Raw genomic sequence first — 24,469 nt, 5'->3', positions numbered from 1 at the left:
ACGTTTCAAAAATGCGATTTCATACAAGAAAATGGGTAAAGCCAGGGGATTTGAACGCCAATGGAACTCTTTTTGGAGGCAAGGTCCTCGCCTGGATTGACGAAGAAGCAGCACTATACAGCATCATACAGCTGGAAAATAAAAAAGTGGTCACCAAATATATGTCCGAGATCAATTTTATGAGCACTGCCGTTGAAGGCGACGTGATTGAAATTGGGATTGATGTCATCAAATTCGGAACCACTTCCATATCCTTGAACTGTGAGGTGCGGAACAAGATGACCCACGAGAGCATTGTTACCGTGGACAACATCATCATGGTGAACTTGGACGATAAGGGCAATCCCAAACCTCATGGGAAAACCAAGATAGAGTTCGTCAAAGACCGATTGGCCAAAAAAGAAAAGGAAGAAGAAGCGAAATCTTAGTCGTGAGAGGCGGCATAGGCCTGCACCTCATCCAGAACCCGCAACAGGTTTCCACCCCACAATTTTGCGATTTCCTCCTCGGTATAGCCCCGTTTTACCAGTTCCAAGGTCACGTTGAAGGTTTCCGAAGCATCGGACCAGCCTTCAATACCGCCTCCGCCATCAAAATCGGAGCTGATACCCACATGGTCTATCCCAATGAGCTTCACCATATAATCAATATGATCCACAAAATCAGAAACATTGACGGCAGGTGGGGCATCAGGTTTGGTCGCTGCCATTTCATCGCCCAATTGGGTCACTTTGGGGTAATTTTCCATGTATTCCTCTTGCTGTTCCTTGGTCAAGGATGAAAACTGGGAACGCTCGTACCAATTCAAGCCCAACGAATCCGCTGCGGCTTGGTAAATGTCCTTCATGAAGGCAGCTCGTGCCTCATGCTTTTCTGTGTTCAAATACGAACTAAAGGCCACAGTCTGTACCACGCCTCCATTTTCCTTGAGCAACAACAATTGTTCATCATCCAGGTTTCGGCTGTGGTCGCAAAGGGCCCTTGCTGAGGAATGCGAAGCAATGATCGGAACTTTGGACAGTTCCACCATTTGGAGCATCGCTTCTTTGGAAGGGTGTGAAATATCGATCATGATGCCCACCCGGTTCATTTCAGCAATGGCTTGTTTTCCCAATTCACTTAGGCCATTGTGCAACCAAATACTGTCCTTTTCTCCGGTATTGGAATCCGAAAATTGGCTATGGCCGTTATGCGCCAGTGACATGTAGCGAGCGCCTCGCTTATGGTATTCTTCAATTTTTGACAGATCCTCACCCATGGGATAGGCATTTTCCACCCCGATCATGGCCACTTTTTTGCCCGATGCCACAATGCTGCGTACATCATCCGAGGTCAATGCCAATTCTATCTGGTCGGGTGCGATTTCCTCACAGAGTTTGTGGATAGCCTCAAACTTGGAAATCGCATTTTCGGAAGCATTGGCGTAGCCTTCGGCATTCAATGCGCCCTGTCCGGTGTACACAATCAACCAGGCCACATCCAAACCGCCTTCCTCCATTTTGGGCAGGTTTAGCTGGGTATTGAGATTTTGGGTGTAATTGATGCTGTCCGTAAAGTTGTTGATGTTAATGTCGTCATGCGTGTCAATGGTAATGACAGCGTCATGGATGCGTTGGGCTTTTTCTTCCAAGGTTTCAGGTTTGTTCTGTTGTTTTTCCGCACAGCCCATCAGCAAGGCAATGCTGCACAAAAGATGGAAATGTTTCATGGTGGGTCGTTTACACCTACAAATAAAGCAATTTGACAACAAAATCCACATGCTACAGAACAATAAATTGGTTTCCCTAGGTCTATTCCTGATTTTTAAGAGGATTAACCAACTAAAGGAAACAACTTGGAAACAAGGGAACTACTCACGTATTTGGAAAAATTGGAAATAGGGCTCAGCAACTTTTCGTATGAGGAATTGGGCACTGTTGAAGCGGGAGAACTCAAAAAATCATTTGAAGTGTTCAAGCAAGGATTGGAAAACAAGGTTTTTGGAGTTCCTGAAATGAAACAATTGGAAGTGATCTATGAGCGAGTGGGCATTCAGGGTTCAGAAGGAAGGCCCTCAACATCAAAAGATGGAGATGTTACACACCAAACCTTACTTTCCCTTATAGATACCTTGGATAAAACCCCGTTATCCCCAAAGCAAAAAGAAATTGTGTCAACATTGAGGCATGTTGCCCAAGGTTTGAATAAGAAATCCACTGAAAATATTAGGAAGTCTGGCAAAATGAAGTCTATTGAGCGAAGCTTGGAATCCAGCTTTTCCTCAAACAACATCAATTTAAGACCTGTCTTGGATGACTGTATGGGGCAAATGGAGCTTTTGGAAGAATTGGTGAAGCTGTTCAAACAAAATGTATTGGAATTTGTGGGCAGTGCCAAAATCCATCTCCAAAACGAAAACTTTAACGCGTTGGATCTGTCGTGCCAAAACGTACAATCCTGTTTGAGAATGATGAAAACCGATGGCCTATTGGAAATCACCCAGGAAATCATCACCCTATGCCGCACGGACAATGACCACAAACACCACTCGTTTCTATATGAACAATTTGTGAAGGAATATCCCAAAGTGGAAGAGCAGGTGGATTTTGAAATGGAATTGCTACGAGCTATGTAATAAAAAATCTGTTGCCATGGCAAACAATGAACTTCCCAAATACCTACAAAGCATTTTTTACCAACTATTTCAGCATACGCCCGATTTGGAATGCAAGTTGCTATTATTGGATCAAATGTTGGAGGTAGGCGACAAAAGAGAGATTCCCTTTTTGGAAGAATTGGAAAACGCTGAGGAAACCAAGATCAGTAACAAAGCCTACGAAATAAAATGTGCGTTACAGGAAAAATTGGGGGTTGTTGCTTCGGAAAGGGAGCGGAGAAGATTGCCCATGAACCTGTGCTTCATCTATGATGAATTCAATATTAGGCCCCATAAAATAGATGCTGACCTAGATTTTGAAGTGGCCTTGGACATTATGGAAATGGAAAAATAAACCGGTAGTGATTTCACAACCAGAAAATAGGATTTCACCACAATTTATTGTAACAGCATAATCTTTACAATAGATTCACGTTATAACAAAGACCCAAACATTTAAACGCAAGATTATCATGCTATACGATACCTACGGAGAAGAATACTTGGCCTTTTTGCAAGAACTCAACGAAATCCTGAGCATAAACGAACTGGCCGAATTGGATTATTTATAGATAACACCCCAAACGTTTTTCCATGAAAAATCATAACCAAGAAAACAACGCGTACTTGAATTTTATTCAAAGTTTGAACGAAATGCTCACTGATTTTGATATTACCCAGTTGAGTAGACCTTGATAGTTTTAGTGAATATCATGAAAAAGGGGATGTCAAAAACATCCCCTTTTTTATTTTCCGTTTGTTTGGGCTTAATCATGGAATTCATCAGGAGCTTTGACCCATGGCTTACTTTTTCAGTTCGTTTCACCTCTCCTTTGGAGAGGTCGAAACTGCTTTGGGCAGTTTCGGGTGAGGAAAAATAAAGAATTTCGGTTTTTGACCTAAAAATCATAATGAAACTGGCGAAATACCCCTATGGCTAGCCTCAGGGATGGTTTGTTTCAAGAAATTCTTTATTTTATCCCAAATACGATTTTAAAATCTTGCTTTTTGAGGTATGTCGCAACTTACGGATGGCTTTTTCCCGAATTTGCCGTACACGCTCCCGGGTCAGGTCAAACGTACTTCCTATTTCTTCCAAGGTCATGGAAGGCTGGTCGCCAATTCCGTAGTACAATCTGACCACATCCGCCTCACGGGGGGAAAGCGTATCCAAGGCCCGGTTGATTTCCGTGTTCAGGGATTGGTGCATCAAGCCTTTGTCCGGTTTTGGTGAATCCCCTGCATTGAGCACATCGTATAAATTGGAGGTTTCCCCTTCCTTCAGGGGTGCATCCATGGAAACGTGCCGACCCGTATTTTTTAGGGATTGTTTTACTTCGGAGACAGTCATGTCCAATTCCTTGGCAATCTCTTCGGCTGAAGGCGGACGCTCATGGGCCTGCTCCAAATAGGAAAACGTCTTTTTGATTTTATTGATGGAACCAATTTTGTTCAAGGGAAGTCGAACCACACGTGATTGCTCGGCCAACGCCTGAAGAATGGACTGCCTGATCCACCACACCGCATAGGAAATAAACTTAAATCCACGAGTCTCATCAAATCGTTTGGCAGCCTTCACAAGGCCAACATTGCCCTCGTTGATCAAATCGGGGAGTTTTAACCCTTGGTTTTGGTATTGTTTTGCCACAGAAACCACGAATCGCAGGTTGGCATTGGTCAATTTTTCAAGAGCCAATTGATCACCCGCTCTGATCCTTTGGGCCAACTCCACTTCTTCCTGGGCAGTAATCAGATCAATTTTACTGATGTCTTGTAGATATTTGTCAAGGGATTTGGATTCTCGGTTGGTGACCTGCTTGATGATTTTTAACTGCCTCATTCTTATATTATGGTTTTGTACGTGTTATAAGCTTACATTATACATTATAAAACCCTATTTTCCAAGTCTCAAATGTTATTGTTATCAAAATGTTATAAGCAGGACGGTGAAAAATGAAAATTTGCACATTTTACCCATTGTTGATAGTATCTTAATAGAAATGCATTTCCAGGGTTAGACTGAACTACAAAAAACTCCTAATTTTGCAAGGTTTGTTAGTTTGGAACATATAAGCCATTTCCATTGGAGGTAAAAAAAGGAGTAAACAAAAAAACATTGTACGATTACCAGCAAGAAGATTTACGAAAAATCTTCAAGCATCTTGATGAACTGCCCGAGGGTACCAATATCTTGTACCAACTTCCTACGGGTGGGGGGAAAACAGTTGTTTTTTCTGAAATAACCCGAAAATACATCCAAAATACGGGCAAAAAGGTGATGGTGCTCACCCATAGGATTGAGTTGAGCAAGCAGACCTCACAAATGCTCCATGGGTTTGGTGTGGCCAATAAAGTCATCAACAGCGAAGTAAAGGAACTCTACGATCAGGACGATTACATGTGCTTTGTTGCCATGGTGGAGACCCTCAACAACAGACTGCAAGAGGAGAAAGTGACCATCAACAACATTGGTCTGGTGATCATTGATGAAGCCCACTACAATTCCTTCCGGAAGTTGTTCAAATATTTTGACAAAGCCACCATTCTTGGGGTAACGGCAACTCCGTTGAGTTCCAACATAAAACTCCCCATGAAGGACCATTACAAACATTTAATCATAGGGGAATCCATTAAATCGCTGATTGAAAAGGGATTTCTGGCCAAGGCCAATCTATACAACTATGATGTAAGCCTTAAAACCCTGAAACTGGGCATTCATGGGGATTACACTGTAAAATCATCCGATGAGTTCTACGGGAACCACAGTATGTTGGGCAAACTGTTGACCGCCTATGAGGAAATTGCCAAAGGCACCAAGACCTTGATTTTCAATAACGGTATCAATACGTCCCTCTACGTGTACGAAACCTTTAAAAAGGCTGGGTACAACATTCGGCATTTGGACAATAAAAATACGGCTACGGAACGGCGCGAAATCTTGGACTGGTTCGCAGAGACCCCGGATGCCATTCTTACTTCCGTGAGTATCCTCACCACCGGCTTTGATGAGCCCACCGTGCAATCCATTATCCTGAACAGGGCCACACGATCCCTCACCTTGTATTTTCAGATGATTGGACGGGGTTCTCGGATATTGCCCGACAAGGACGAGTTCAATGTCATTGATATGGGGAACAACATTGCCCGTTTCGGGCCTTGGGACACTCCGGTGGATTGGCAGGAAATCTTCCATTTTCCCGATTTTTATTTGGAGAACATCAAGAATGATGAGGACATTGAGCGGGAATTTGTCTATGAAATGCCGGATGAACTCAAGGCCAAGTTCAGCAAATCAGACGATATTACCTTCGACATTAAAGCGGAATACAAAAAAGTATTTGCTGAAGGAAAAAAATCCAAGGAAGTCTTGGAACGCAGCATTGAGCAGCATGCCAAAATATGTGTGGAAAACAGCGAGGATGTTTTTGATGCCCGGATTCTGGCCAAGGAACTCAAGGAAGAAATTGCCTATCGCGTGCGCCAATATTCCTATTGTATCATGAACAACACCAAAAACTACAAAGAGTGGTTGGAGGAGGATTATGAGCGGAAACTGCGCTCCAGCATTTCCAAGAAATTCGCGGCCCGCATGTAATCGGGAATTGTTGAGCTATTTGATTTTCAGCTATAGAACTTGAGTCTTGCTCTTGACACTTGGGTTTGCAATTGTCCATTGTGTACCCAACTTTGTACTTTTATCGTTTACCATTGATTCACCATGCAAAAAAAGCTCCTTGTCATTGGCTATGTTTGGCCTGAACCCAGTACCACGGCAGCGGGACACCGTATGCTGCAATTGCTGAAAGCCTTTCAGGGTTTTGGATATCACATCACTTTTGGTTCCACAGCCGTAAAAACCGCTTATAGCTTTGATTTGGAGTGTTTGGGGGTGGAATCGGTAACTATTGCCCTGAACAATTCCAGTTTTGATGATTTTATCACAGCGCTGAAACCCGATGTTGTGGTCTTTGATCGTTTTATGATCGAGGAACAATTTGGTTGGCGGGTAGCCGAATTTGCCCCACAAGCGCTTCGGATTTTGAACACAGAAGACCTTCATGCCTTGCGAAAGGCTAGGGAAGAAGCCCACAAGAAAGAACTACCCTTTAGGGTAGAAGATTGGAAAAACCATCCCATGACCCTGCGGGAAGTGGCCAGTATTTTCCGTTCCGATGTTTCTTTGATGGTGTCCTCCTACGAAATGGAGATTCTTCAGAACGAATTGGGCATATCAAAGTCACTGCTTTTTCATCTGCCGATCATGATGGCCCCAATCACCACTGAAACCATTTCGCAATGGCCCAACTATGCCGAACGGAAGGATTTTGTCTGTGTGGGAAATGGAAAACATGCTCCCAATGTGGATTCTATTCGCATATTGAAAACGGAAATTTGGCCCTTGATTCGGAAACAGCTTCCCGATGCAAACCTGTTTGTGTACGGTGCATACTTACCACAACATATTGCGGAAATGCACAATATCAAGGAAGGTTTTCATGTGAAGGGGTGGGCTGAGGACATCGACACTGTTCTGCAAAACGCTCGGCTTCTGTTGGCTCCCTTACAATTTGGAGCGGGCATCAAAGGGAAATTATTGGATGCCATGCGTTGTGGAACCCCAAGTATCACCACCTCCATGGGTGCAGAAGGCATGCACAACGGTTTGCCCTGGCCTGGTGCTGTTTGTGATGATTGGGAATCTTTTGCCCATACTGCCGTGGAATTCTATCAAAATCCAACAAAATGGGAAGAAGTCCAACAAAATGGGGTGGGACTGATCAACAATTTATATGATAAGGAAGTGCTTCAGCCCAGATTGGAACAAGAAATTGATGCTAAAAAGCAGCATTTGCAAGCCCACCGCTCCCAAAACTTTATCGGACGGATGCTCCAACACCATACCCAAGCCAGCACCAAATACATGGCGAAGTGGATCGAGGCAAAAAACCGTTGAACCTACCGTTTTCTCAACTCAAAAATATCCTTTCTCCGGTCTTTTAAATTTCTTACTGCACCAAATTGATGCAGTTCCCGTAATAAATCAATATCCAAGTCCGCAATAAGTATCATTTCAGTATTGGGTGTTGCTTCAGCTTTGATCCCATTGGTAGGAAATGAAAAATCACAAGGGGTAAAGACCATGGACTGGGCAAACTGGATATCCATATTATGGACATTGGGCAGGTTACCTACGCTTCCCGCGATAGCCACATAACATTCATTTTCAATGGCCCTTGCCTGTGCACAATTCCGAACTCGGGAATACCCATTTTGGGTATCGGTCAAAAAAGGAACGAAGAGGATGTCCATTCCCTCATCGGCAAGAAGTCGGCTTAATTCCGGAAACTCTGAATCATAGCATATAAGGACCCCTATTTTACCACAATCCGTATCAAAAACCTTGAGTTCCTTGCCGCCCTGTAACCCCCATACTTTGGCCTCATCGGGAGTAACATGCAATTTTTCATACCGCTCCACGGTTCCATTTCTTTTGCATAAATAGCCCACATTGTACAACTTTCCGTCCTTTATTTCGGGCATGCTCCCTGCAATGATGTTGATATTGTACGAGATGGAAAAATTGGAGAATTTTTGTACAATCTCCTCGGTATGCTTTGCCAACTCCCGAATAGCTTCCGCTTCACCCAAATGGTTGTTTTTAGCCATTAGTGGCGCATTGAAAAATTCTGGAAAAAGTGCAAAATCTGACCGATATCCTGAAACGGCATCAATAAAATATTCAGCTTGCTGAAGTAAGGAGTCAATATTTTCATACGGGCGCATTTGCCATTGAATAAGCCCCAACCGTACCACTTTTTTCTTGGTAGCTGCCTTTTTTATCGGCTTTTCATAATAAATATTGTCCCATTCCAAGAGCACCGCAAATTCCCTGGAGGCTTCATCACCTTCCAAATATCCTTTTAATATTCTGGCCGGATGAAAATCATTTGATATTTGAAAATTCAGTACGGGGTCCTCAATTTCTTTTCTCCGTACTTTTTCAATGTATTCCTTGGGACTCATTTCTTGCGAATATCTATGGTAGTTGGGAATCCTTCCCCCAAAAGCTATTCCTTTGAGGTTCATTTTTTCGCAAAGTTCCTTTCTGTAATCGTATAACCTTCTCCCCAGTCGTAGCCCTCTAAATTCAGGCTTGATGAAAATATCTATGCCATATAACATATCGCCTTCAGGGTCATGGGAATCAAAAGTGTAGTCCGCAGTAATTTGCCGATACGTGTGACTATCATCAAATTTGTCGTAGTCGATAATAATTGATAGGGCACATCCCGCAATCTGACCATTGACTTTGATGACCACCTGACCTTCTTGAAATTTATCGAGCAATGTCTGAATATGGTGCTCTTTCCAAAAAGCTTCCGGCATGGTAGAGTAAGCCGAGACCATGACATCCTTTATCTCCAAATAATCCTTAAACTGAAGATATTGTAATTCTATAGTATCAATTTCGCTGATTTTCATTCATTCAATTTTTTTATAGCACATTAAATTTTAGCTCGGCATTCCAAAACTGTTCCTTGAGGCCATGGTAAGCGCAATCCGACTTTTGAATCCAAGTTCGGTGAAATTTCTTTTGAAATCAATATACTACAAAATAGGTGATACAACAGCTTTCAATAACCAAACCCTTCAAATTTAACTATACAACCACCTTTTAATCAGTTTGGTGTAGTAGGGCATAATGATATAGACCATCAAAAAAACAATCACACTCGTAACAAAGAGGGTATCAACATAGGTATTGCCAGCGATGTGGAAGCTATTTAATAAAGGTAGCAACAACAAGGGGGTGAAAAGTACTAAGGGATAAATGGCCGACCAGGTCACCAAAAACTGTTTCCATTTTACAGGTGCTTTGGAGGTCGTATCTTTTGGGGCAAACAAGAAGTCCAGCCCACTATTGATTTGGTAGTCATCCCCTTTGGCCAAAAGCGGGCGTACTTTGGCAATCAGGTTATTCCGGTCTTCGGAATGCATCCAGTTCTTTAGATTTTCAATGGTATCAAACCGAAGAATGACGGTATAGGTAAAGGTTACATTCGGAATAGGACGGATGATCTGCCAATCGATATGCCCTTCGTAGTTTCGGCACAGCGGACCAATTTCATTGAGCCAATTCTCATATTCCGGTTGCTTTCCTTCAAGGATTTGATGGTTGATGACGACAGAGGCTCCCTGTTTTTTCATACGGTATGGTTTCGTTCACAATTTCCAGAACGGAAAAAATTGTGGTAAAGATAATTCAGGCAGGTCGATTTCCTAGTGGCCTCCCGCTGAAAAAGCAGGCAGCAATGAAGGATTGTAGGTTGCACCCTTGGCCACCTGAACCATGGTAATCCTGACTTTGGTTGGGAAGAACTTTTCGTGATCGGCTCGTTTGTGGGCATGTCCTTGACCTCCGCTATCATCTTTGATGACCAAGTCCATTTGTTTGATGCCCTCAGCCCAGATTATGGCTTCATTTTCCCAAAATTCTGTCATGGAAACGTCTTTTTCATAAATTCCCTCATCCAAAAACAGGTCTGTGGACGTACAGCCATATCCATTTCCCTGACCTTTGTTGGGAATATAGCACAAGGTCCATTTGGTGGGTTCTTTTCCTGGCGGTTTTTCCAATACTTCCAAACGAATGTGCACGGTACCGTTCCTATAATCCACTGGAGTGGTCCAGTCTTTGGGGATGTCTGGGTTCAACTTGTCCCCAGTGACATAATAATGTGATTTACTGGGCGAAGAATTGTCCGCATCTGCCTTGGTATAGGTGAATTCCTCATCAAAAAGGACAAATTGTTTGGTTTCGGATTGTGCCCAAAAGACCAGAGGGAATGCAACATAGAGGACAAAAAGATAATTTTTCATAAAAAAGATTCAATTGATCAGTTGCCTTTTCATTTGGTACCTGTGCTTACCGATTTACTTTCAGGCGGGCCCAAATAACTGGATTTCAGCCCTCCCAAATCAATCACAAATTTTTGAAATACCACCCCTGGATCCACCATCCAGATTTTTAGGGTATGTTTTCCCGATTTTACAGATGTATGTTCGGTTCGCTTCTTTTTGATGTGATCCGTTACGGAATTGTTCCACCAATCCGGATATTCCCAATCGGGTTGGGTTTCGCTCTCGTGCATATTCACAATCTGGGGTGCTTCATCATCAATGGCGATGGCGTATTTCAATCCTTCATTTTTCTTGTAATTGAGCGTAGGGGAGAGGTAGGTCTCCACCGCCAGTTCGGTTTCATCAAAAACGGTAAACTCGTAAGCCACTGAAGGTCCATTTTTTGGGGATTGACGTTCCGCATTGGCAGGTTCCACGGTAATGGAAGAGTGGGTTCGCCCCAAATTTGGAACTACCGTCCAACGTATGTTTTTGGTATCCGTTTTTTCCGAAAAATGGGCCGCGTTAATGGAAACCACCCCATTATTTTCCACAAAACCAGCTGCTTTGGGCACATCATTTCTGATAGGAACTTTTACCGAATACTCCCTGCCCGCTCCAGAAATTACGATTTCACTGGTCGCTCTTCCTTCGGGTGCCTTGTCCCAATCGATACTGACAAGCACTTTTTCCTCAAACTGAACGGTGCCCGAGGTAGCGGATAATTGCACCCAATCATCTTTTGGGGTGAGGGTGTAACCCAAATCTTCTTCCCCTTGATTGAAGATTTCCAAATAATAGCTTTGGTCGTTGATGGGGTCAAAAGTGGAAAAACTCTGACTGAACAATCCCGTAGTATTCCAACGGGTCCCTATGCCGTGTTCAACCACATATCCCATTGAGGCATTGGGGTTGTTCTGAAGATAGGAAACGGCTGGCATCTTATTGTATTGAGGATTGTTCCAACTGGTATAGCCAATGTGGGTCTGGGCCATGAAGTGGTTCCATTTCCCGTCCTCAAGCTCCTCATGAAATTCCTTGGTAAGGGCTTCGTCCTTGAAAAACAGCTCCTTTACTTGATTCCCATACGTATTGGCCGAGGCTCTTCCCTGTTGTGCATATTGGGCGTTCTTTCCGGCGGCCACATACATTTCATTCAAATTGCTGCACAATTCCACTGGGGAGAGCACCAATTGATAAAAGGCTGATTTATATCGCTCTGGCAGTTTGTTGTAAATGGCTTTACTTTTCTCCACCAACTTTTTGTATTCATCCACGATTCTATCCGCTTCCCGATAATTGTTGAGGCTGTACGTATCAGGTTTTAGCATTTCGGGGGTACGTCGGGCATTGTACTTGGTGTAGAGGGACAAAATTTCTGCGATTTCCTCGGCGTGTTCATCCCCAAATTGCTGTGCGGCCCAACTCACATAATAGTTGGGCAGGTCTTTGGCTCGAATAGCATCGGTATTCCAAGCAAAATCCAAGAAAAAACTAATGGGAAGCTCCATGGGCTTCAAGTCGCCCACGTTTACAATCCATAAATCCTTCACGCCCCATTCGTAGGACAAATTCATCTGCTCCCAAACTCGTTCAAGTTGGGTAACATTGAGCCATCGGTAGGACACGGGACCGCCCACAAAATCAAAATGATAGTACATTCCATACCCACCGGAGTGATTCAAGTCCTCCTTTTTGGGAAGAATGCGGACATTGCCCCAGTTATCATCGCAATACAATACCAAAATATCATCATCTACCCGTAGGCCTTTGTCATAATAATCCTGGACCTCTTTGTAAATGGCCCAAACCTGAGGGGTTTCCTCAGCGGGTTTTTTGGTTACATCGGCAATGATCTTGCGCTGGTCGGCAATGATGGTTTTAAGAAGGTCAACCGCAGTCTCTTCGGACATGGCCTCATCGCCATCGCCCCGCATACCCAGGGTCACCACACTTTCATGATCGCCCATTCGTTCAATACCCTTACGCCAAAACTCCTGTAACTTTTCTTTGTTGGTCTCATAATTCCATGCCCCTTCTCCATAGCGACTCCATTCGTCATGGGCACGCATCATGGGTTCATGGTGACTGGTAGACATTACAATGCCGTATTCATCCGCAAGGCGGGCATTTTCTGGGTCATCATCCGCAAAGGCCGTGGGCTGCCACATGGCTGGCCATAAATAGTTGGCTTTGTTTCGCAATAGCAGTTCAAACACCTTTTCATAAAATTGATGGTTGAAACCTCCAAATGTTTCTTCGGCCCATCCGCGGAGAGCCGGAGCTTCATCATTGAGGAAAATACCTCGGTATTTCACCGAAGGTGCATTGGAAACGTACTTGCCCCTTTCCACATAAATGGCCTCTCTTTGTTTGGCGGGAACATCGGCCCAATAATGCCAAGGGGATACCCCAATTTCTTTGGAAAGCGAAAAAACACCATAAGCGGTGCCGCGTTTGTCACTACCGGCAATGACCAAGGCTTGGGAAACACCGGGATAGGGATTTTTAACGGTCTGCATTATAAAACGTTCCCATTGCCCCTGAATCGGTTCGACATCCAATTTTTTTGAGGCTATCAATTCATCAATGAATGTGCTATTCCCAATAGAGCCTATAATGACCAGGTTCTCAGCAAGAGATGCCTTTGAAGTAACCGCTTTTGGTTTTTTCCCGGTCACTTTTTCAATATCGTCGGCTAGAAATGATGCCGTTTTATGGATTAATTCCTCATCCGAAGCGTCATACAAAATCGTTGCTGTGGAAGTTTCACTTACAATTGGAAGTTGCTGGTTGTTGTCCCTGGTACTGCTTACCTGCAATTGGGCATGGGATAAAAGGGGCAATAGCAGAAGCCCTAGAATTAGTTTTCTCATTTTTATGTGACTGATATGGGCCTAATTAAAAAACAGGCGTAGTTTGTTGCCCGAATATACGCAATCGATTGCGTAAATCAATCAAAGTAAGTAGAAAAAATGCAAAATTACGGCTGAAAACTAAACTCAATGTAGGCTATTATACCCCTCCAATGTTGTTGGTAGTGTTTATTTCACGAATGAGATACCGTGATTTCCACAAATCTTGGATACTTTTTCGAAATCTGGCGGGCCGGGAGGTAATTCAGCTAATTCCTCAAACATTTTTTCGATTCCAGCGGGGAAAGCACTTGTTATCATTTTTGCTTTTTCTGTCCCAACTACTTTCCAAGAATGCGGTAGGTTTCTCGGTGCAAATGCAGTATCCCCTGCCTCCAAAACAACAGTTTCTCCGTTAACCATTATCTCTACTTGCCCTTTGATAACCCTGAAAATTTCGTCTTCATTGGTGTGGATGTGAGGCGGAATGCCAACACCGGGCTCTACATTATCCACCCATTCCGTTATCTGGTCGTTGGTGTCGCTCCCTACTAATTTGTGGGTTTGAATGTCGCCTATGACGTTTAGTACTTCTCCTTCGCTGTCCTTAATAATCTTTGGATAAAGGTCAATATTGTTTTTATTGTTTTCAGATTTGGTATTTCCAAAGACCACACCTGGCATAATGGAAACTCCAAGTCCAAGTCCAACTCCTGCTGCTTGAATAAACTTTTTTCTGTTCATACTACTGGTTTTTGTTTGCAAACAAAGTTACCGGGCCCAATAGTTGTGGACACTTAGAAAAACACGGTATTTCAGTAGAATTTAGGGATGGTCATTCTTTTCTTACCTGTGATGGGGTCTTTCCTGTTTGCTTTTTGAAGTAGTAGCTAAAATATTCTGGGGAACTGAAGCCGATACCGTAGGCTATTTCTTTTACTGATTTGTCGGTGAACTTTAATTCTCTACGTGCGCTCATTGTCAATTGTTCGTCAATGAGGTGTTTGGCGCTCGTGCCTAATACTTCTTTCACACATTCGTGCAGGTATTTATCAGAAACATTGAGTTTCCGGGCATATTCGCCCACTTCGTGAAATTCGGAAAAGTGTTCGTTTATTGCTTTCTTGAATTTATATACAAGCACAGATTTTGCACTATTTTGGTCAATTGATGATTTTATGTTGCATTTTCCATCTATATAGACAAAGAAAGTACTGATTAATGAAAGTATGGCGTTTTCTTTATGTTTGAGATTGGTGCTGATCAATTCGTCAAGCATTTCAAGAATGGCCTGTATGCGTATTTCAATTCCGGGTGCCAAATTTACTTTGGGAATTTGTTCCGAATTAAAAACCCTTACTTCATTGATATGTAGATTTTTAAATAAGGGGTCTTCCAAAATATTTTTAGGAAGATAAAGCACATACCCTGAAGAAATTGAAGTGTCTTTTCGTATTATTTCCCATTTAAAATTCGGTTTCAGGAAATAAACAGCACTTACAATGTCTTCGTATAAAGTATTGTCTATTGTAATGCTTTGCACAGCATCCTTTATCCAAAGAACTGAATAAAAATCACCTTTTTGGCTTGTGATAGTTCTGCTTGTAAGTCGTGATATTTTTATCTCCCTGGTCATTACAATAGTACCGCTAAGGCTTAAAGATATGATTCGTTTTAATAAATTATATCTACCGTTCCCGAAGATCAGTGAAATTTTGGTAAAAATCCAGTAGCAATAAAAGAGATTACGCTATAATTCCCAACATAAAAGTCCTAAAAAACCCAAAAGGAGATTTCCCACTTCCCTTAAAATGGCAATGATTGGGATTTTCCGTTATTTTGTGGTTCAACAAATATGTTTACCATGAAATCACCCAACTGGCAGACCGCCATGGAATTTGAGGACATTACCTATAAAAAATGTGACGGCGTCGCCCGCATCGCCTTTAACCGACCAGATGTGCGCAATGCGTTCCGACCCAAAACCACCAGCGAGCTTTACAAAGCCTTTTATGATGCACAAGAGGACACCTCCATAGGTGTGGTGTTGCTTTCTGGGGAAGGACCGTCCAGCAAAGATGGCAAATGGGCCTTTTGCAGTGGTGGTGACCAAAAGGCTAGGGGTCATAAGGGGTATGTTGGGGATGATGGCTACCACCGCCTCAACATTCTGGAAGTGCAACGCCTTATCCGTTTTATGCCCAAAGTGGTCATTGCCGTAGTGCCCGGTTGGGCCGTTGGGGGAGGGCACAGCCTTCACGTGGTCTGTGATATGACATTGGCCAGCAAAGAACACGCTATTTTTAAACAAACCGACGCCGATGTTACCAGTTTTGACGGTGGCTACGGTTCTGCGTATCTCGCCAAGATGGTAGGACAGAAAAAAGCCCGTGAGATTTTCTTTTTGGGCCGAAACTACTCCGCCCAGGAAGCCTTTGAAATGGGTATGGTGAATGCCGTGATTCCCCATGATGAGTTGGAAGATACGGCCTATCAATGGGCACAGGAAATACTGGCCAAGTCGCCCACCTCAATTAAAATGCTCAAGTTTGCCATGAACCTTACTGATGATGGCATGGTGGGGCAACAGGTTTTTGCCGGAGAGGCCACGCGTTTGGCCTACATGACCGATGAGGCCAAAGAAGGAAGAAATGCTTTCTTGGAAAAACGCAAACCTGACTTTGGGAAGGACAAATGGATTCCGTAGCACAATGGACAATTTTCAATGAGCAATTATCAATAGTGGAGGGTAATTGGTGCTATTCGTGAAATTTGTGTCAGTTTAGCTTAATCACAAAAGGTGCTAAACCAAAAAGAGCCTTGCCACTTGGGTCAAGACTCTTTTACGAGAACACTATATGAAAATGAAAAAATTTACTTTCGTTTTTAATTACATTGTAAAAGTACCACCAGAGTGCCCGCAAATGAAATTATTGTTGTGAAACTCCCCATTGTTGTGGCGATGAGGATTGTTTTTGTAAGTCATCCGTTTTTTTAAAGACTTAATCGGAAATACCAACGCCATGAAAATCAATATTCTAGCCCTGTTTTTGCGTGCAATACTGACTTCCTACCCAACATCATACAGTACAGGGGACATGGTTTTGGAAGTGATCATCCCTTAATGGCATCAACTACCGCTTTTAAGACACCATTGGCATCAAATTCCGGTTCTTCTGCCAGACCAGTGCGTACCACCACCAAATCCTTTGAAGGAATCACAAACACATGCTGCCCCTGATATCCATTGCAAGAAAACAGGTCTTTGGGTACATCGGGATATTTGCCTTCAGCGTTCAACCAAAAGTGTGCGCCATATTCCCCATCAGAATGTAGGGTAGGAGTGGCAATATAATCCACCCATTCAGCATCAAAAATCTGTTCCCCGTTCCATGTGCCTCTATCCAAATACAATTGACCAAATCGGGCCCAGTCCCTTGTACTGGCCCACGCATAGGACGAGCCCACATAATTTCCGGCAATATCGGCTTCCAAGACCATGGAATACATCCCGATTTTGTCAATCAATGCCGAATAGGGGAAATCCAAATATTCCTGATGGCTCCGAAACTGCTGTCGAAGAATCCCGGAAAGCAAATTGGTAGTGCCTGAGGAATAGTTCCAAATTTCGGTAGGTTGGGCAATGGCTTTTTTCTCCTTTTGTATTTGGGTCATGTCACTATCCAAGAACAACATCTTGGTCACATCAGAAATACCGCTATAATCCTCATCCCATTCCAACCCGCTCTGCATGCGAAGCAAATGGTTCAAGGTAATATCCTTGCGCTCATCATCCTTCCATTCTGCAATGGGAGCCGGCCAGTCCATCTCCAGTTTTCCTTGATGTTCCAAAATTCCGAAACAGGTTGCCAAAACACTTTTGGTCATGGACCATCCTAAAATTGGGGTGCCCTTGGTAAAGCCATCAACATACTTTTCGGCCAACAAATGTCCTTTGTACAAAATCAAAAAAGTTCGAGTTTTCTGCACTTCGGGATTGGCAAAGGCCACCGCCAATGCTTTGTTGATTTGATCCATATCCACTTCTTCAAAAATAGAATCCAAAGGGGCAGCTTGACCATATGGATAAGGAATGGTGTCCATTGATCGGTTTCGGTTAGGCCGAATGGTGAGTTTGCTTGGGTCATAATCATCGTTGATCAGTACGGTTCCCAATCCATCACGATACACCGCTGTACGTTCCATGAGCCCATACACTGTTGAAGAAGCTGAATTTGAAGCTTCGTTCACTTCCGTGGTAGCCAATTTTATCATAGGCACATTATTGTCGTTCAGGTTCATGGATGCTTCAGAACGTTCGGCAACAAATACTCCGGATGCCATATTTTTGGCAGCATAGCCAGAGATAATGTTCAGCTTGGGGTAATTGAGATAGACCACCACTCCTATAACAATCAGAAGCAGCAGCAAAATGCGTTTAAGTAGTTTCATGGTTTTGGATTTGTTGTAACTTTCTGCATCTAAATATAAAATATATGTCTAACATTGGATTGATCATTGAGGAACGCAGCAGGGATATCGGGGATTTTTTGGTGGGACGACTTATCCCTTTTCGGAAGAAACGGATGATAGGCCCCTTTATTTTCATCGATCATATGGGGCCCACAGAACTAGGCCCTGATAGATATATGGATGTAAACCAGCATCCGCATTTGGGGCTTTCCACCTTAACCTTTATGCTGGAGGGGGAAATTATTCATGAGGACAGTTTGGGTACACAACAACGCATAAAACCGGGTTCGGTAAACTGGATGACCGCCGGAAAAGGGGTCACACACACCGAACGTACTCCAAAAGATATGCGGGAGGGGACTATTTTTACGGCCCATGGCTATCAAATTTGGGTGGCCTTGCCGAAAGAGTTGGAGGATATGGAACCCCAATTTCATCACATTGATGGTAAGGATTTGCCCAAATGGCTGGATAATGGTGTAGAATTCACCTTGGTGGCAGGGGAAGGGTACGGAAAAGAGTCCCCAGTGCCTGTGCATTCCAATTTGTTTATGGTTGAAGTGAAAAACACCGAAAGCTATTCCCTTAATGTGAACGGGAAGCTTAAGGGTGAAATCGGGATCTGCATTGTGGAAGGCAGTATTGAAGCTTGTGGAGAGGTGGTTGAAAAAGGGAACATTCTCGTGTCCAAGGTTGAGGACACCTGCAACATTATTTTGCGCCCAAACACTCATTTATTGTTGTTTGGTGGAGAGCCTTTTCCAGAGGAACGCCATATTTATTGGAATTTTGTATCATCCAGTAAAGAAAAAATTGAAGCGGCCAAAGAAGCATGGCGGAACAAAACTTTTCCCATGATGGAAAACGATAACACCTATGTTCCCTTGCCCGAGTAAATTGTGGAAATATGTATCTTTAGGATGCAACCATTCCCAATGCCTATTGAAAAAATTACTCTTCTGTTTTATTGTGGTGGCGGCTTGCACCAGTAACGAGCCTATCCAAAAACCCACCCATGAGTGGATAGGGCGTGAGGTTACGGCTTCGGCCTACAATTCGGTGTTTTGGCAGACGGATAGTGTCAATCCCACAGTGGCGGCTTGGGGCGATACCCTAAAACCCGGCATGAAGAGCATTGCGGTATCACGCGACCTGATCAAAATGGGATTGAAGCACAATACCATGGTGAAAATCGACACCTTTCCCGACACTTTTTACGTAAAGGACAAAATGCACTATCGGTGGCGAAACCGAATCGATATTTATATGGGAAAAGATGTGAAAAAGGCACGGGAGTGGGGGCGAAAGAAACTCATGATCTGCTACGCCATCCCCATTGAGGAATAAATTATCCCTTTTGATTTTTATAGGAATTCCACAAACTTTCCGCTCGTTCTGCATCCATTTCGCCATCAAAAACCACTAATCGGTATTGTAAGTTGTAGCTATTTCCAGCCTTCATGAGCCAATCCATGGTCTTGATAGGGCAAACGTTCACAAAAATATAGCCGTCGTGCATTTCCTTGGGCCAAATTCGTAAAGGTTCGGGGTGGTTGTAGTTGTTTGGATTGGACATCAGCAAAAAGCCACCATGACCATCACCCAATTTACCCTGAACCAAACACCATTTGGCCAAAGAGCCATCCACATTCTCCCGGGTAATGCCTTCTGAGGTCAAAATTTCGCTAGTGGCATCGGTCCATTCTTTGGTAGCCCGGATGGAAAACCCACCATACCGATATTCAATAAGTTTAAAATCACTATCCGTGGTCTGGTATTCAATGTCAACATCCAAAGCGTAGGTTTTGTCATCCAATTCGGTTACGGTCACGGTCTGAACTTCATTGAGTGCTATTTTCTCCGGTTCTTGCTTCAACACAACATGCTCATGGTGTGTACGGAACGTATTGTCCCCGATTTCCTTGAATTCTTTGAACCGTACCGTACCTTTCTTATCGCCCAAATTCCAAAAATCGATGGTGTCACCCTCAAAAACAACCCGTGTCCATGGGTTCCACACCCCAAAATGGTGGTAATGATCTTCAGGGTGAATGGCCGTCAAGGTATGTCCCCCCAAAGTTTTTAAGGGATGGATAAATCCACTGCGATGGAAAGCGGAATCAACGCCTTCCGGTGGGGGCATGGTTTCAAATTGATAGGAGAGAACATCGGTATCGGAAATGGACAACACCAACCTTTCAGCTTCTTTTCTGGATGCGTAGGGGCTTTTGTCACAGGAAGCTATCAGTATGAACAGTACAGAAAGATAAACAAGGGAATATTTCATGGTTAAGGTTGTTGGTGTTTCTAAAGATATTAAATAATCGTTGACCCAATTTTGAATTTTGGGCTACATTTGGGTATGGTTCCATTTCAATCTTTTTTGAAAAAAATTAGGCTTTTTGGTTTTATAAGTGTTCTTTTCATGTCGTGCACTATTCAAAAAGAGATTGTGGACATTCCCATCATCTTTGATGAACAGCGCATCGAACTCACCAAGGAATATATGGCCCAGCGCTATGGTCTGGAGCAGGACACCACCACGATTGTTCCCAAAATGATCGTGTTGCATTGGACGGCCATTCCAACGCTGAAAAGGTCTTTTGCTGCTTTCAATAGGTCTACCTTGCCCAATTGGCGACCTGATTTGGAAAATGTGAGTGGACTGAACGTTTCCTCCCATTTTTTGGTGGATCGCAACGGCACCATTTACAGATTGATGCCCGAAACCACCATGGCGCGACACACCATTGGCCTGAACCATTGCGCCATTGGCATTGAGAATGTGGGTGGTACGGAGGGACTTCCGTTGACCAGAAAACAATTGAGGTCGAACATCTATCTGGTACAGTATCTCGCTTCAAAATATGACATTGATTACCTAATTGGCCATCAGGAATATACCCAATTTGAAGGTCACCCACTATGGTTGGAAGTGGATGATGGCTATCGGACCAAAAAGACCGACCCGGGCATGGATTTCATGAAAAAGGTGCGAAAAGCGACGAAAAAATTTAACTTTAAACCCGTTCCAACACAATAGAACCATGCTCAAAAGACTGCTTCCCATTTTTATTGCATTGCTGACACTTTCAGTACAGGGTCAGGACCCGATAACCTCCAAACTTTACGAAACCTATGAAAAGTACAAGGAACCGTCCTTGGGGGAACGGCGTATAAAGCATAGTCAGTTGCAGCCTTTGATCCAACAATTCAAGGCCAATCCAAAGTTTGAGGTACAGAAAGTAGGGGAGTCCATTCAAGGTCGGGATTTACACCTTATCAGTATAGGAACGGGAGATATCAATGTTTTTTTATGGTCGCAGATGCATGGCAACGAACCTACGGCCACCCAAGCCATTTTTGACATCCTCCATTTTTTGGATGCCCCTGACTTTAAGGAGGAGAAAGAAGAAATCCTATCCAAGCTGAAGTTGCACTTTTTACCGATGGTAAATCCAGATGGGGCAGAAGTGTTCCAACGTAGAAATGCTTTGGGCATTGACATCAACCGGGACGCTTTGCGATTGCAATCGCCCGAAGGGCGGGCCCTGAAACGTATCCGTGACAGTTTGGATGCGGATTTCGGCTTCAATCTCCATGATCAAAGCACCTATTACAATGCGGAATTGACGGACAAACCCGCCACCATTTCCTATTTGGCCACGGCCTTTAATTATGAAAAAGACATTAATGAGGTGCGGGCCAATGCCATGAAGGTGATTGTGTACATGAACAAGATCATTCAAAACTATGCGCCAGGGCAGGTGGGACGATACAGTGATGATTTTGAGCCCCGTGCTTTTGGCGACAATATTGCCAAATGGGGCACCAGTCTTATTTTAATTGAATCCGGTGGTTATGCCAACGATGTGGAGAAACAAGAAATTCGAAAGCTCAATTATGTTTCCATTATTTCGGCACTGTATACCATCGCCACGGGCAGTTACAAGAACATTCCTGTGGAGGATTACGAGAAAATTCCCCATAACGATAGGAAGTTGTTCGACCTGAAAATTGAAAATGTAACCTATGAACTTTTGGGGAATGATTATATTTTGGATTTGGGCATTTTTAGAAATGAAGTGGACTTAAAGGGTCATATTGATTTTTATTACAAAAGTGTTGTTGATGACCAGGGAGACCTTTCCACATTTTACGGGTATGAAACCTTTGATGCTTCTGGGTATACCATAGTGCCCCCAAAAGTGTCCGCGATGGGCAATGGACAGGAACCAAAAAATCTCTTGCAGCAGGGTATTGCTTATGTAAAGACAATGCTTCCGGACAACGGATTTTCGGTAGATCAACCCTTGCATAAGACGGGACCTAACTTTAAACTAAATTCTTTTAATCTACAGCCCGGGGTCAATCCCACCTTTTTTTTGGAGAAAGAAGGCAAAATAACCCATGCGGTCATCAATGGATTTTTATTGGATCTTTCCAAACCGCTTGACGAACAAAAATTCGGCAATGCTTTGATTTTTCGTTAATAGCCATAATGGAAGGTAATGCTGGAACCATGGAGGATTAAAATGGTCAACATAATCAGCAATACGCAAACAATGGAGGCGAATAGGGAAAGTACCAGGCTTTTAAATCCGTTGGAAAATGGGCCTATGGCGCTGTTTTCGATAATTTCTTTTACTACATCCATCACATTTCATTTTAAGTTCAACTTATCTTCGGGGTCATTAGGATGTTTTTAGTTGTCGTCTGTATACTATAAACAACTATCGGTCTAAAAACCCTACATTTTGAGGGTTTTCACAAAGATTTCCAGTATTTTCTTGCCCAGATTCACACAATTATGAAAAAACTGATTTTAACTGCATTATCCCTGTTGGCCATACAATGGATGTCGGCACAGGAAAACACCATCGATTTGTTCAACGGTAAAAATCTGGACGGATGGGTCAACCATGGTGAAGAGAAATGGTTTGTTGAAAATGGCGAACTTATCTGCGAAAGTGGCCCCAAAGCGGAATACGGCTATTTATCCACAGAAGATTTTTACGACGATTTTGAACTGACTTTGGAATTCAAACAAGAAGCTGATGGCAACAGCGGTGTTTTTATCCGCTCCACATTTGAAGGCACAAAAGTCAATGGTTGGCAAGTAGAGGTTGCCCCTCCCGGAAAAGACACCGGTGGAATTTATGAATCCTATGGCCGCGGTTGGTTGATCAAGCCCGACCCAGAAAAAGATAAAGCCCTAAAAATGGGGGAGTGGAACACCCTAAAAATCCGGGCAGTAGGTTCAAGCGTGACCTCTTGGCTCAATGGAACCGAAATGGTGCATTTGGAAGATGAAAAAATTGGAGAGGGAAAAGGGGCCATCGCGCTTCAGATTCATGATGGCGGTGGCATTCGGGTAAAATGGCGAAATATTAAGGTTACGCCCTTGGGCACTAGATAAAAAAGAAGCTGTCTAAAAAGTATTGAAACACGTCATTCTGAATTCCTGCCTGCCGCCAGGCAAGGTATTTCAGAATCTCACCATACTGATAAACAAATCATTATGGGAACCTGAAACAAGTTCAGGTTGACGAAAATTGACTTTTTAGACACCCTCTTTTTATGATTTTTATTTGAATCTTTATTTCTTCAAAGGAGTCACTACAAAGCTTTTGTACTCTATGGGGCCGTGATCTCCCTGAATCATGAAAGGACCGGGCTCTCCTTCTTTACTGTCCAATGCACCCCCGGTAATACCCGGGATAGTAGCGTCGCTTATAACGGTTTTGCCATTGAGGACCACAGTTACGCGTCGGCCAATTAGGGTAATATCATACGTTTGCCACTCCCCAGCGGGCTTGGCCGCATTTTCATTGGGTTCCAGAAAACCGTAGATGCCGCCCAAATAAATATCCAAGGGCTCCAGACCTTCGCTGTCCACGATCTGTACTTCGTAACGGCCTCGTAGGTAGATGCCACTGTTACTTCCTTTGGGGTATCTGAACTCCGTATGCAGCTTAAAATCCTGGAATTTTTCATTGGTGATGAGGTTGGAGCCCGATTCAGGACTGGTCAATATGCCATCTTTCACCACCCATTGGTTCTTTTCGCCATCCACATGCCATCCAGTCAAGTCCTTTCCGTTAAAAACATCGATTGGTGTATCCCAGTTTGGATTCTCGATATAGGTCAATTCAGGAGCTTTCACCCCGGTCCATTCGGTAATGGAGCCATCGGTGTAGATCATCGTACCCTTGAGTTTGTCATCGGCCAATTCTCCATGAAAGATCATATCGCTTCCCTTGGGCTCCCATTGGTTGGGAATACGGAAGGTAAACTTGTTGTCACCGTAGGTTTCCACTTCGGCAATAGGGCGAGCACTGCCAAAGGCAAATACAAATCGACCAATCAATGTTGCGGTTCCCGAATGCAGTATTTCCAGCCAAGAAGGAACGGTTTGGCCATTAAACGCCATGTCCAGGTCCCATCGTCCTTCCAACGGGCTAATGTGTTGGGAATACGATTTAATACTCGTTCCCGTAATGCATACAAAAATAAAAAGATGTAGCAGTTTTGCTTTAGAAATCATAGTTTGATGTTTAGTTGACATCCAAGATACACAATCTTGTAAATGTCCCCTGCATCA

General features: G+C 43.4%; 23 protein-coding genes. 11 read left to right on the top strand and 12 right to left on the bottom strand.

All coding sequences use genetic code 11. The features are described 5' to 3' along the window. Positions 1-11: 11 nt before the first annotated feature. Entirely contained in the window at positions 12-428 is a 417-nt protein-coding gene (locus A7D14_RS16445) for an acyl-CoA thioesterase (RefSeq protein ID WP_067037088.1), read from the top strand. On the opposite strand, the gene A7D14_RS16440 is transcribed toward A7D14_RS16445, so the two are convergent. Continuing rightward, positions 425-1,708, bottom strand: coding sequence for a dipeptidase (locus A7D14_RS16440; RefSeq protein WP_067037086.1), 1,284 nt, complete (start codon positions 1,706-1,708; stop codon positions 425-427). The two genes, A7D14_RS16445 and A7D14_RS16440, sit on opposite strands and share 4 nt — an antisense overlap. 126 nt (positions 1,709-1,834) lie before the next feature. On the opposite strand from A7D14_RS16440, the gene A7D14_RS16435 reads away from it, so the two are divergent. Both A7D14_RS16435 and A7D14_RS16430 read left to right on the top strand, forming a co-directional pair. After that, complete coding sequence (locus A7D14_RS16435) at positions 1,835-2,614, top strand: hypothetical protein (protein ID WP_067037084.1); 780 nt, start codon at positions 1,835-1,837, stop codon at positions 2,612-2,614. A 16-nt stretch (positions 2,615-2,630) separates the two neighbouring features. Next, the gene (locus A7D14_RS16430; RefSeq protein WP_067037079.1) at positions 2,631-2,990 is read left to right on the top strand and encodes a hypothetical protein; all 360 of its coding nucleotides are present in this window, start codon (positions 2,631-2,633) and stop codon (positions 2,988-2,990) included. A gap of 621 nt (positions 2,991-3,611) precedes the next feature. Here A7D14_RS16430 and A7D14_RS16420 read toward each other — a convergent pair. Continuing rightward, a complete protein-coding gene (locus A7D14_RS16420) occupies positions 3,612-4,475 on the bottom strand; it encodes an RNA polymerase sigma factor RpoD/SigA (protein WP_036384789.1) in 864 nt (287 codons plus the stop codon). 243 nt (positions 4,476-4,718) lie between these two features. Here A7D14_RS16420 and A7D14_RS16415 point away from each other — a divergent pair, with 243 nt between their 5' ends. Both A7D14_RS16415 and A7D14_RS16410 read left to right on the top strand, forming a co-directional pair. Next, positions 4,719-6,230 carry a DEAD/DEAH box helicase gene (locus A7D14_RS16415; RefSeq protein ID WP_067037075.1) on the top strand — a complete coding sequence of 504 codons (1,512 nt, stop codon included), beginning with the start codon at positions 4,719-4,721 and terminating at the stop codon, positions 6,228-6,230. Positions 6,231-6,353: 123 nt separating this feature from the next. Next, positions 6,354-7,589: a glycosyltransferase gene (locus tag A7D14_RS16410; protein ID WP_067037073.1), complete on the top strand. Its 1,236-nt coding sequence runs from the start codon at positions 6,354-6,356 to the stop codon at positions 7,587-7,589. Between the two features lie 2 nt (positions 7,590-7,591). Here the strand turns inward: A7D14_RS16410 and A7D14_RS16405 are convergent, their stop codons facing one another. The 6 genes from A7D14_RS16405 to A7D14_RS16380 all read right to left on the bottom strand — a co-directional run bounded on the left by A7D14_RS16405 (position 7,592) and on the right by A7D14_RS16380 (position 14,935). Beyond that, the gene (locus A7D14_RS16405; protein ID WP_067037071.1) at positions 7,592-9,118 is read right to left on the bottom strand and encodes a carbon-nitrogen hydrolase family protein; all 1,527 of its coding nucleotides are present in this window, start codon (positions 9,116-9,118) and stop codon (positions 7,592-7,594) included. Between the two features lie 174 nt (positions 9,119-9,292). Beyond that, complete coding sequence (locus tag A7D14_RS16400) at positions 9,293-9,844, bottom strand: antibiotic biosynthesis monooxygenase (protein WP_067037069.1); 552 nt, start codon at positions 9,842-9,844, stop codon at positions 9,293-9,295. 72 nt (positions 9,845-9,916) lie between these two features. Then, positions 9,917-10,516, bottom strand: coding sequence for a hypothetical protein (locus tag A7D14_RS16395; RefSeq protein WP_067037067.1), 600 nt, complete (start codon positions 10,514-10,516; stop codon positions 9,917-9,919). A 29-nt stretch (positions 10,517-10,545) separates the two neighbouring features. Beyond that, positions 10,546-13,413, bottom strand: coding sequence for a glycosyl hydrolase 115 family protein (locus A7D14_RS16390; RefSeq protein WP_067037065.1), 2,868 nt, complete (start codon positions 13,411-13,413; stop codon positions 10,546-10,548). Between the two features lie 168 nt (positions 13,414-13,581). Beyond that, the gene (locus A7D14_RS16385; RefSeq protein WP_067037063.1) at positions 13,582-14,136 is read right to left on the bottom strand and encodes a cupin domain-containing protein; all 555 of its coding nucleotides are present in this window, start codon (positions 14,134-14,136) and stop codon (positions 13,582-13,584) included. Positions 14,137-14,227: 91 nt separating this feature from the next. Then, entirely contained in the window at positions 14,228-14,935 is a 708-nt protein-coding gene (locus tag A7D14_RS16380; RefSeq protein ID WP_255307479.1) for a helix-turn-helix domain-containing protein, read from the bottom strand. A gap of 321 nt (positions 14,936-15,256) precedes the next feature. Between A7D14_RS16380 and A7D14_RS16375 the strand changes: the two genes are divergently transcribed. Next, positions 15,257-16,099 carry a 1,4-dihydroxy-2-naphthoyl-CoA synthase gene (locus A7D14_RS16375; protein ID WP_067037169.1) on the top strand — a complete coding sequence of 281 codons (843 nt, stop codon included), beginning with the start codon at positions 15,257-15,259 and terminating at the stop codon, positions 16,097-16,099. 407 nt (positions 16,100-16,506) lie between these two features. On the opposite strand, the gene A7D14_RS16370 is transcribed toward A7D14_RS16375, so the two are convergent. Continuing rightward, positions 16,507-17,844: a serine hydrolase domain-containing protein gene (locus tag A7D14_RS16370; protein ID WP_067037059.1), complete on the bottom strand. Its 1,338-nt coding sequence runs from the start codon at positions 17,842-17,844 to the stop codon at positions 16,507-16,509. Between the two features lie 44 nt (positions 17,845-17,888). Here A7D14_RS16370 and A7D14_RS16365 point away from each other — a divergent pair, with 44 nt between their 5' ends. Together A7D14_RS16365 and A7D14_RS16360 are read left to right on the top strand one after the other, a co-directional pair. Continuing rightward, on the top strand, positions 17,889-18,761 hold the full coding sequence (locus A7D14_RS16365; protein WP_067037057.1) for a pirin family protein: 873 nt from the start codon (positions 17,889-17,891) through the stop codon (positions 18,759-18,761). Positions 18,762-18,807: 46 nt separating this feature from the next. Further along, positions 18,808-19,212 (top strand): 3D domain-containing protein, encoded by a 405-nt coding sequence (locus A7D14_RS16360; RefSeq protein WP_067037056.1) that lies wholly within the window; start codon positions 18,808-18,810, stop codon positions 19,210-19,212. 1 nt (position 19,213) lies between these two features. On the opposite strand, the gene A7D14_RS16355 is transcribed toward A7D14_RS16360, so the two are convergent. Further along, positions 19,214-20,152: a PmoA family protein gene (locus tag A7D14_RS16355; RefSeq protein WP_067037054.1), complete on the bottom strand. Its 939-nt coding sequence runs from the start codon at positions 20,150-20,152 to the stop codon at positions 19,214-19,216. 138 nt (positions 20,153-20,290) lie between these two features. On the opposite strand from A7D14_RS16355, the gene A7D14_RS16350 reads away from it, so the two are divergent. Next, the gene (locus tag A7D14_RS16350; RefSeq protein WP_255307478.1) at positions 20,291-20,908 is read left to right on the top strand and encodes a peptidoglycan recognition family protein; all 618 of its coding nucleotides are present in this window, start codon (positions 20,291-20,293) and stop codon (positions 20,906-20,908) included. A 4-nt stretch (positions 20,909-20,912) separates the two neighbouring features. Next, complete coding sequence (locus A7D14_RS16345; protein WP_067037052.1) at positions 20,913-22,358, top strand: M14 family zinc carboxypeptidase; 1,446 nt, start codon at positions 20,913-20,915, stop codon at positions 22,356-22,358. Here the strand turns inward: A7D14_RS16345 and A7D14_RS20130 are convergent. After that, the gene (locus tag A7D14_RS20130) at positions 22,355-22,522 is read right to left on the bottom strand and encodes a hypothetical protein (protein ID WP_176712440.1); all 168 of its coding nucleotides are present in this window, start codon (positions 22,520-22,522) and stop codon (positions 22,355-22,357) included. The genes A7D14_RS16345 and A7D14_RS20130 overlap by 4 nt on opposite strands. A 153-nt stretch (positions 22,523-22,675) precedes the next feature. On the opposite strand from A7D14_RS20130, the gene A7D14_RS16340 reads away from it, so the two are divergent. Next, a complete protein-coding gene (locus A7D14_RS16340) occupies positions 22,676-23,284 on the top strand; it encodes a DUF1080 domain-containing protein (RefSeq protein ID WP_067037050.1) in 609 nt (202 codons plus the stop codon). A gap of 180 nt (positions 23,285-23,464) precedes the next feature. Here A7D14_RS16340 and A7D14_RS16335 read toward each other — a convergent pair whose 3' ends face one another. Beyond that, a complete protein-coding gene (locus A7D14_RS16335; protein WP_067037048.1) occupies positions 23,465-24,412 on the bottom strand; it encodes a DUF1080 domain-containing protein in 948 nt (315 codons plus the stop codon). Positions 24,413-24,469 lie beyond the last annotated feature (57 nt).

It is taken from the genome of Allomuricauda sp. CP2A (assembly GCF_001683915.1).
In the GTDB taxonomy this organism is placed as follows: Bacteria; Bacteroidota; Bacteroidia; order Flavobacteriales; family Flavobacteriaceae; genus Flagellimonas.
Note: the sequence above shows the minus strand (reverse complement) of the source record. Positions and strands in the feature narration are given on the sequence as shown.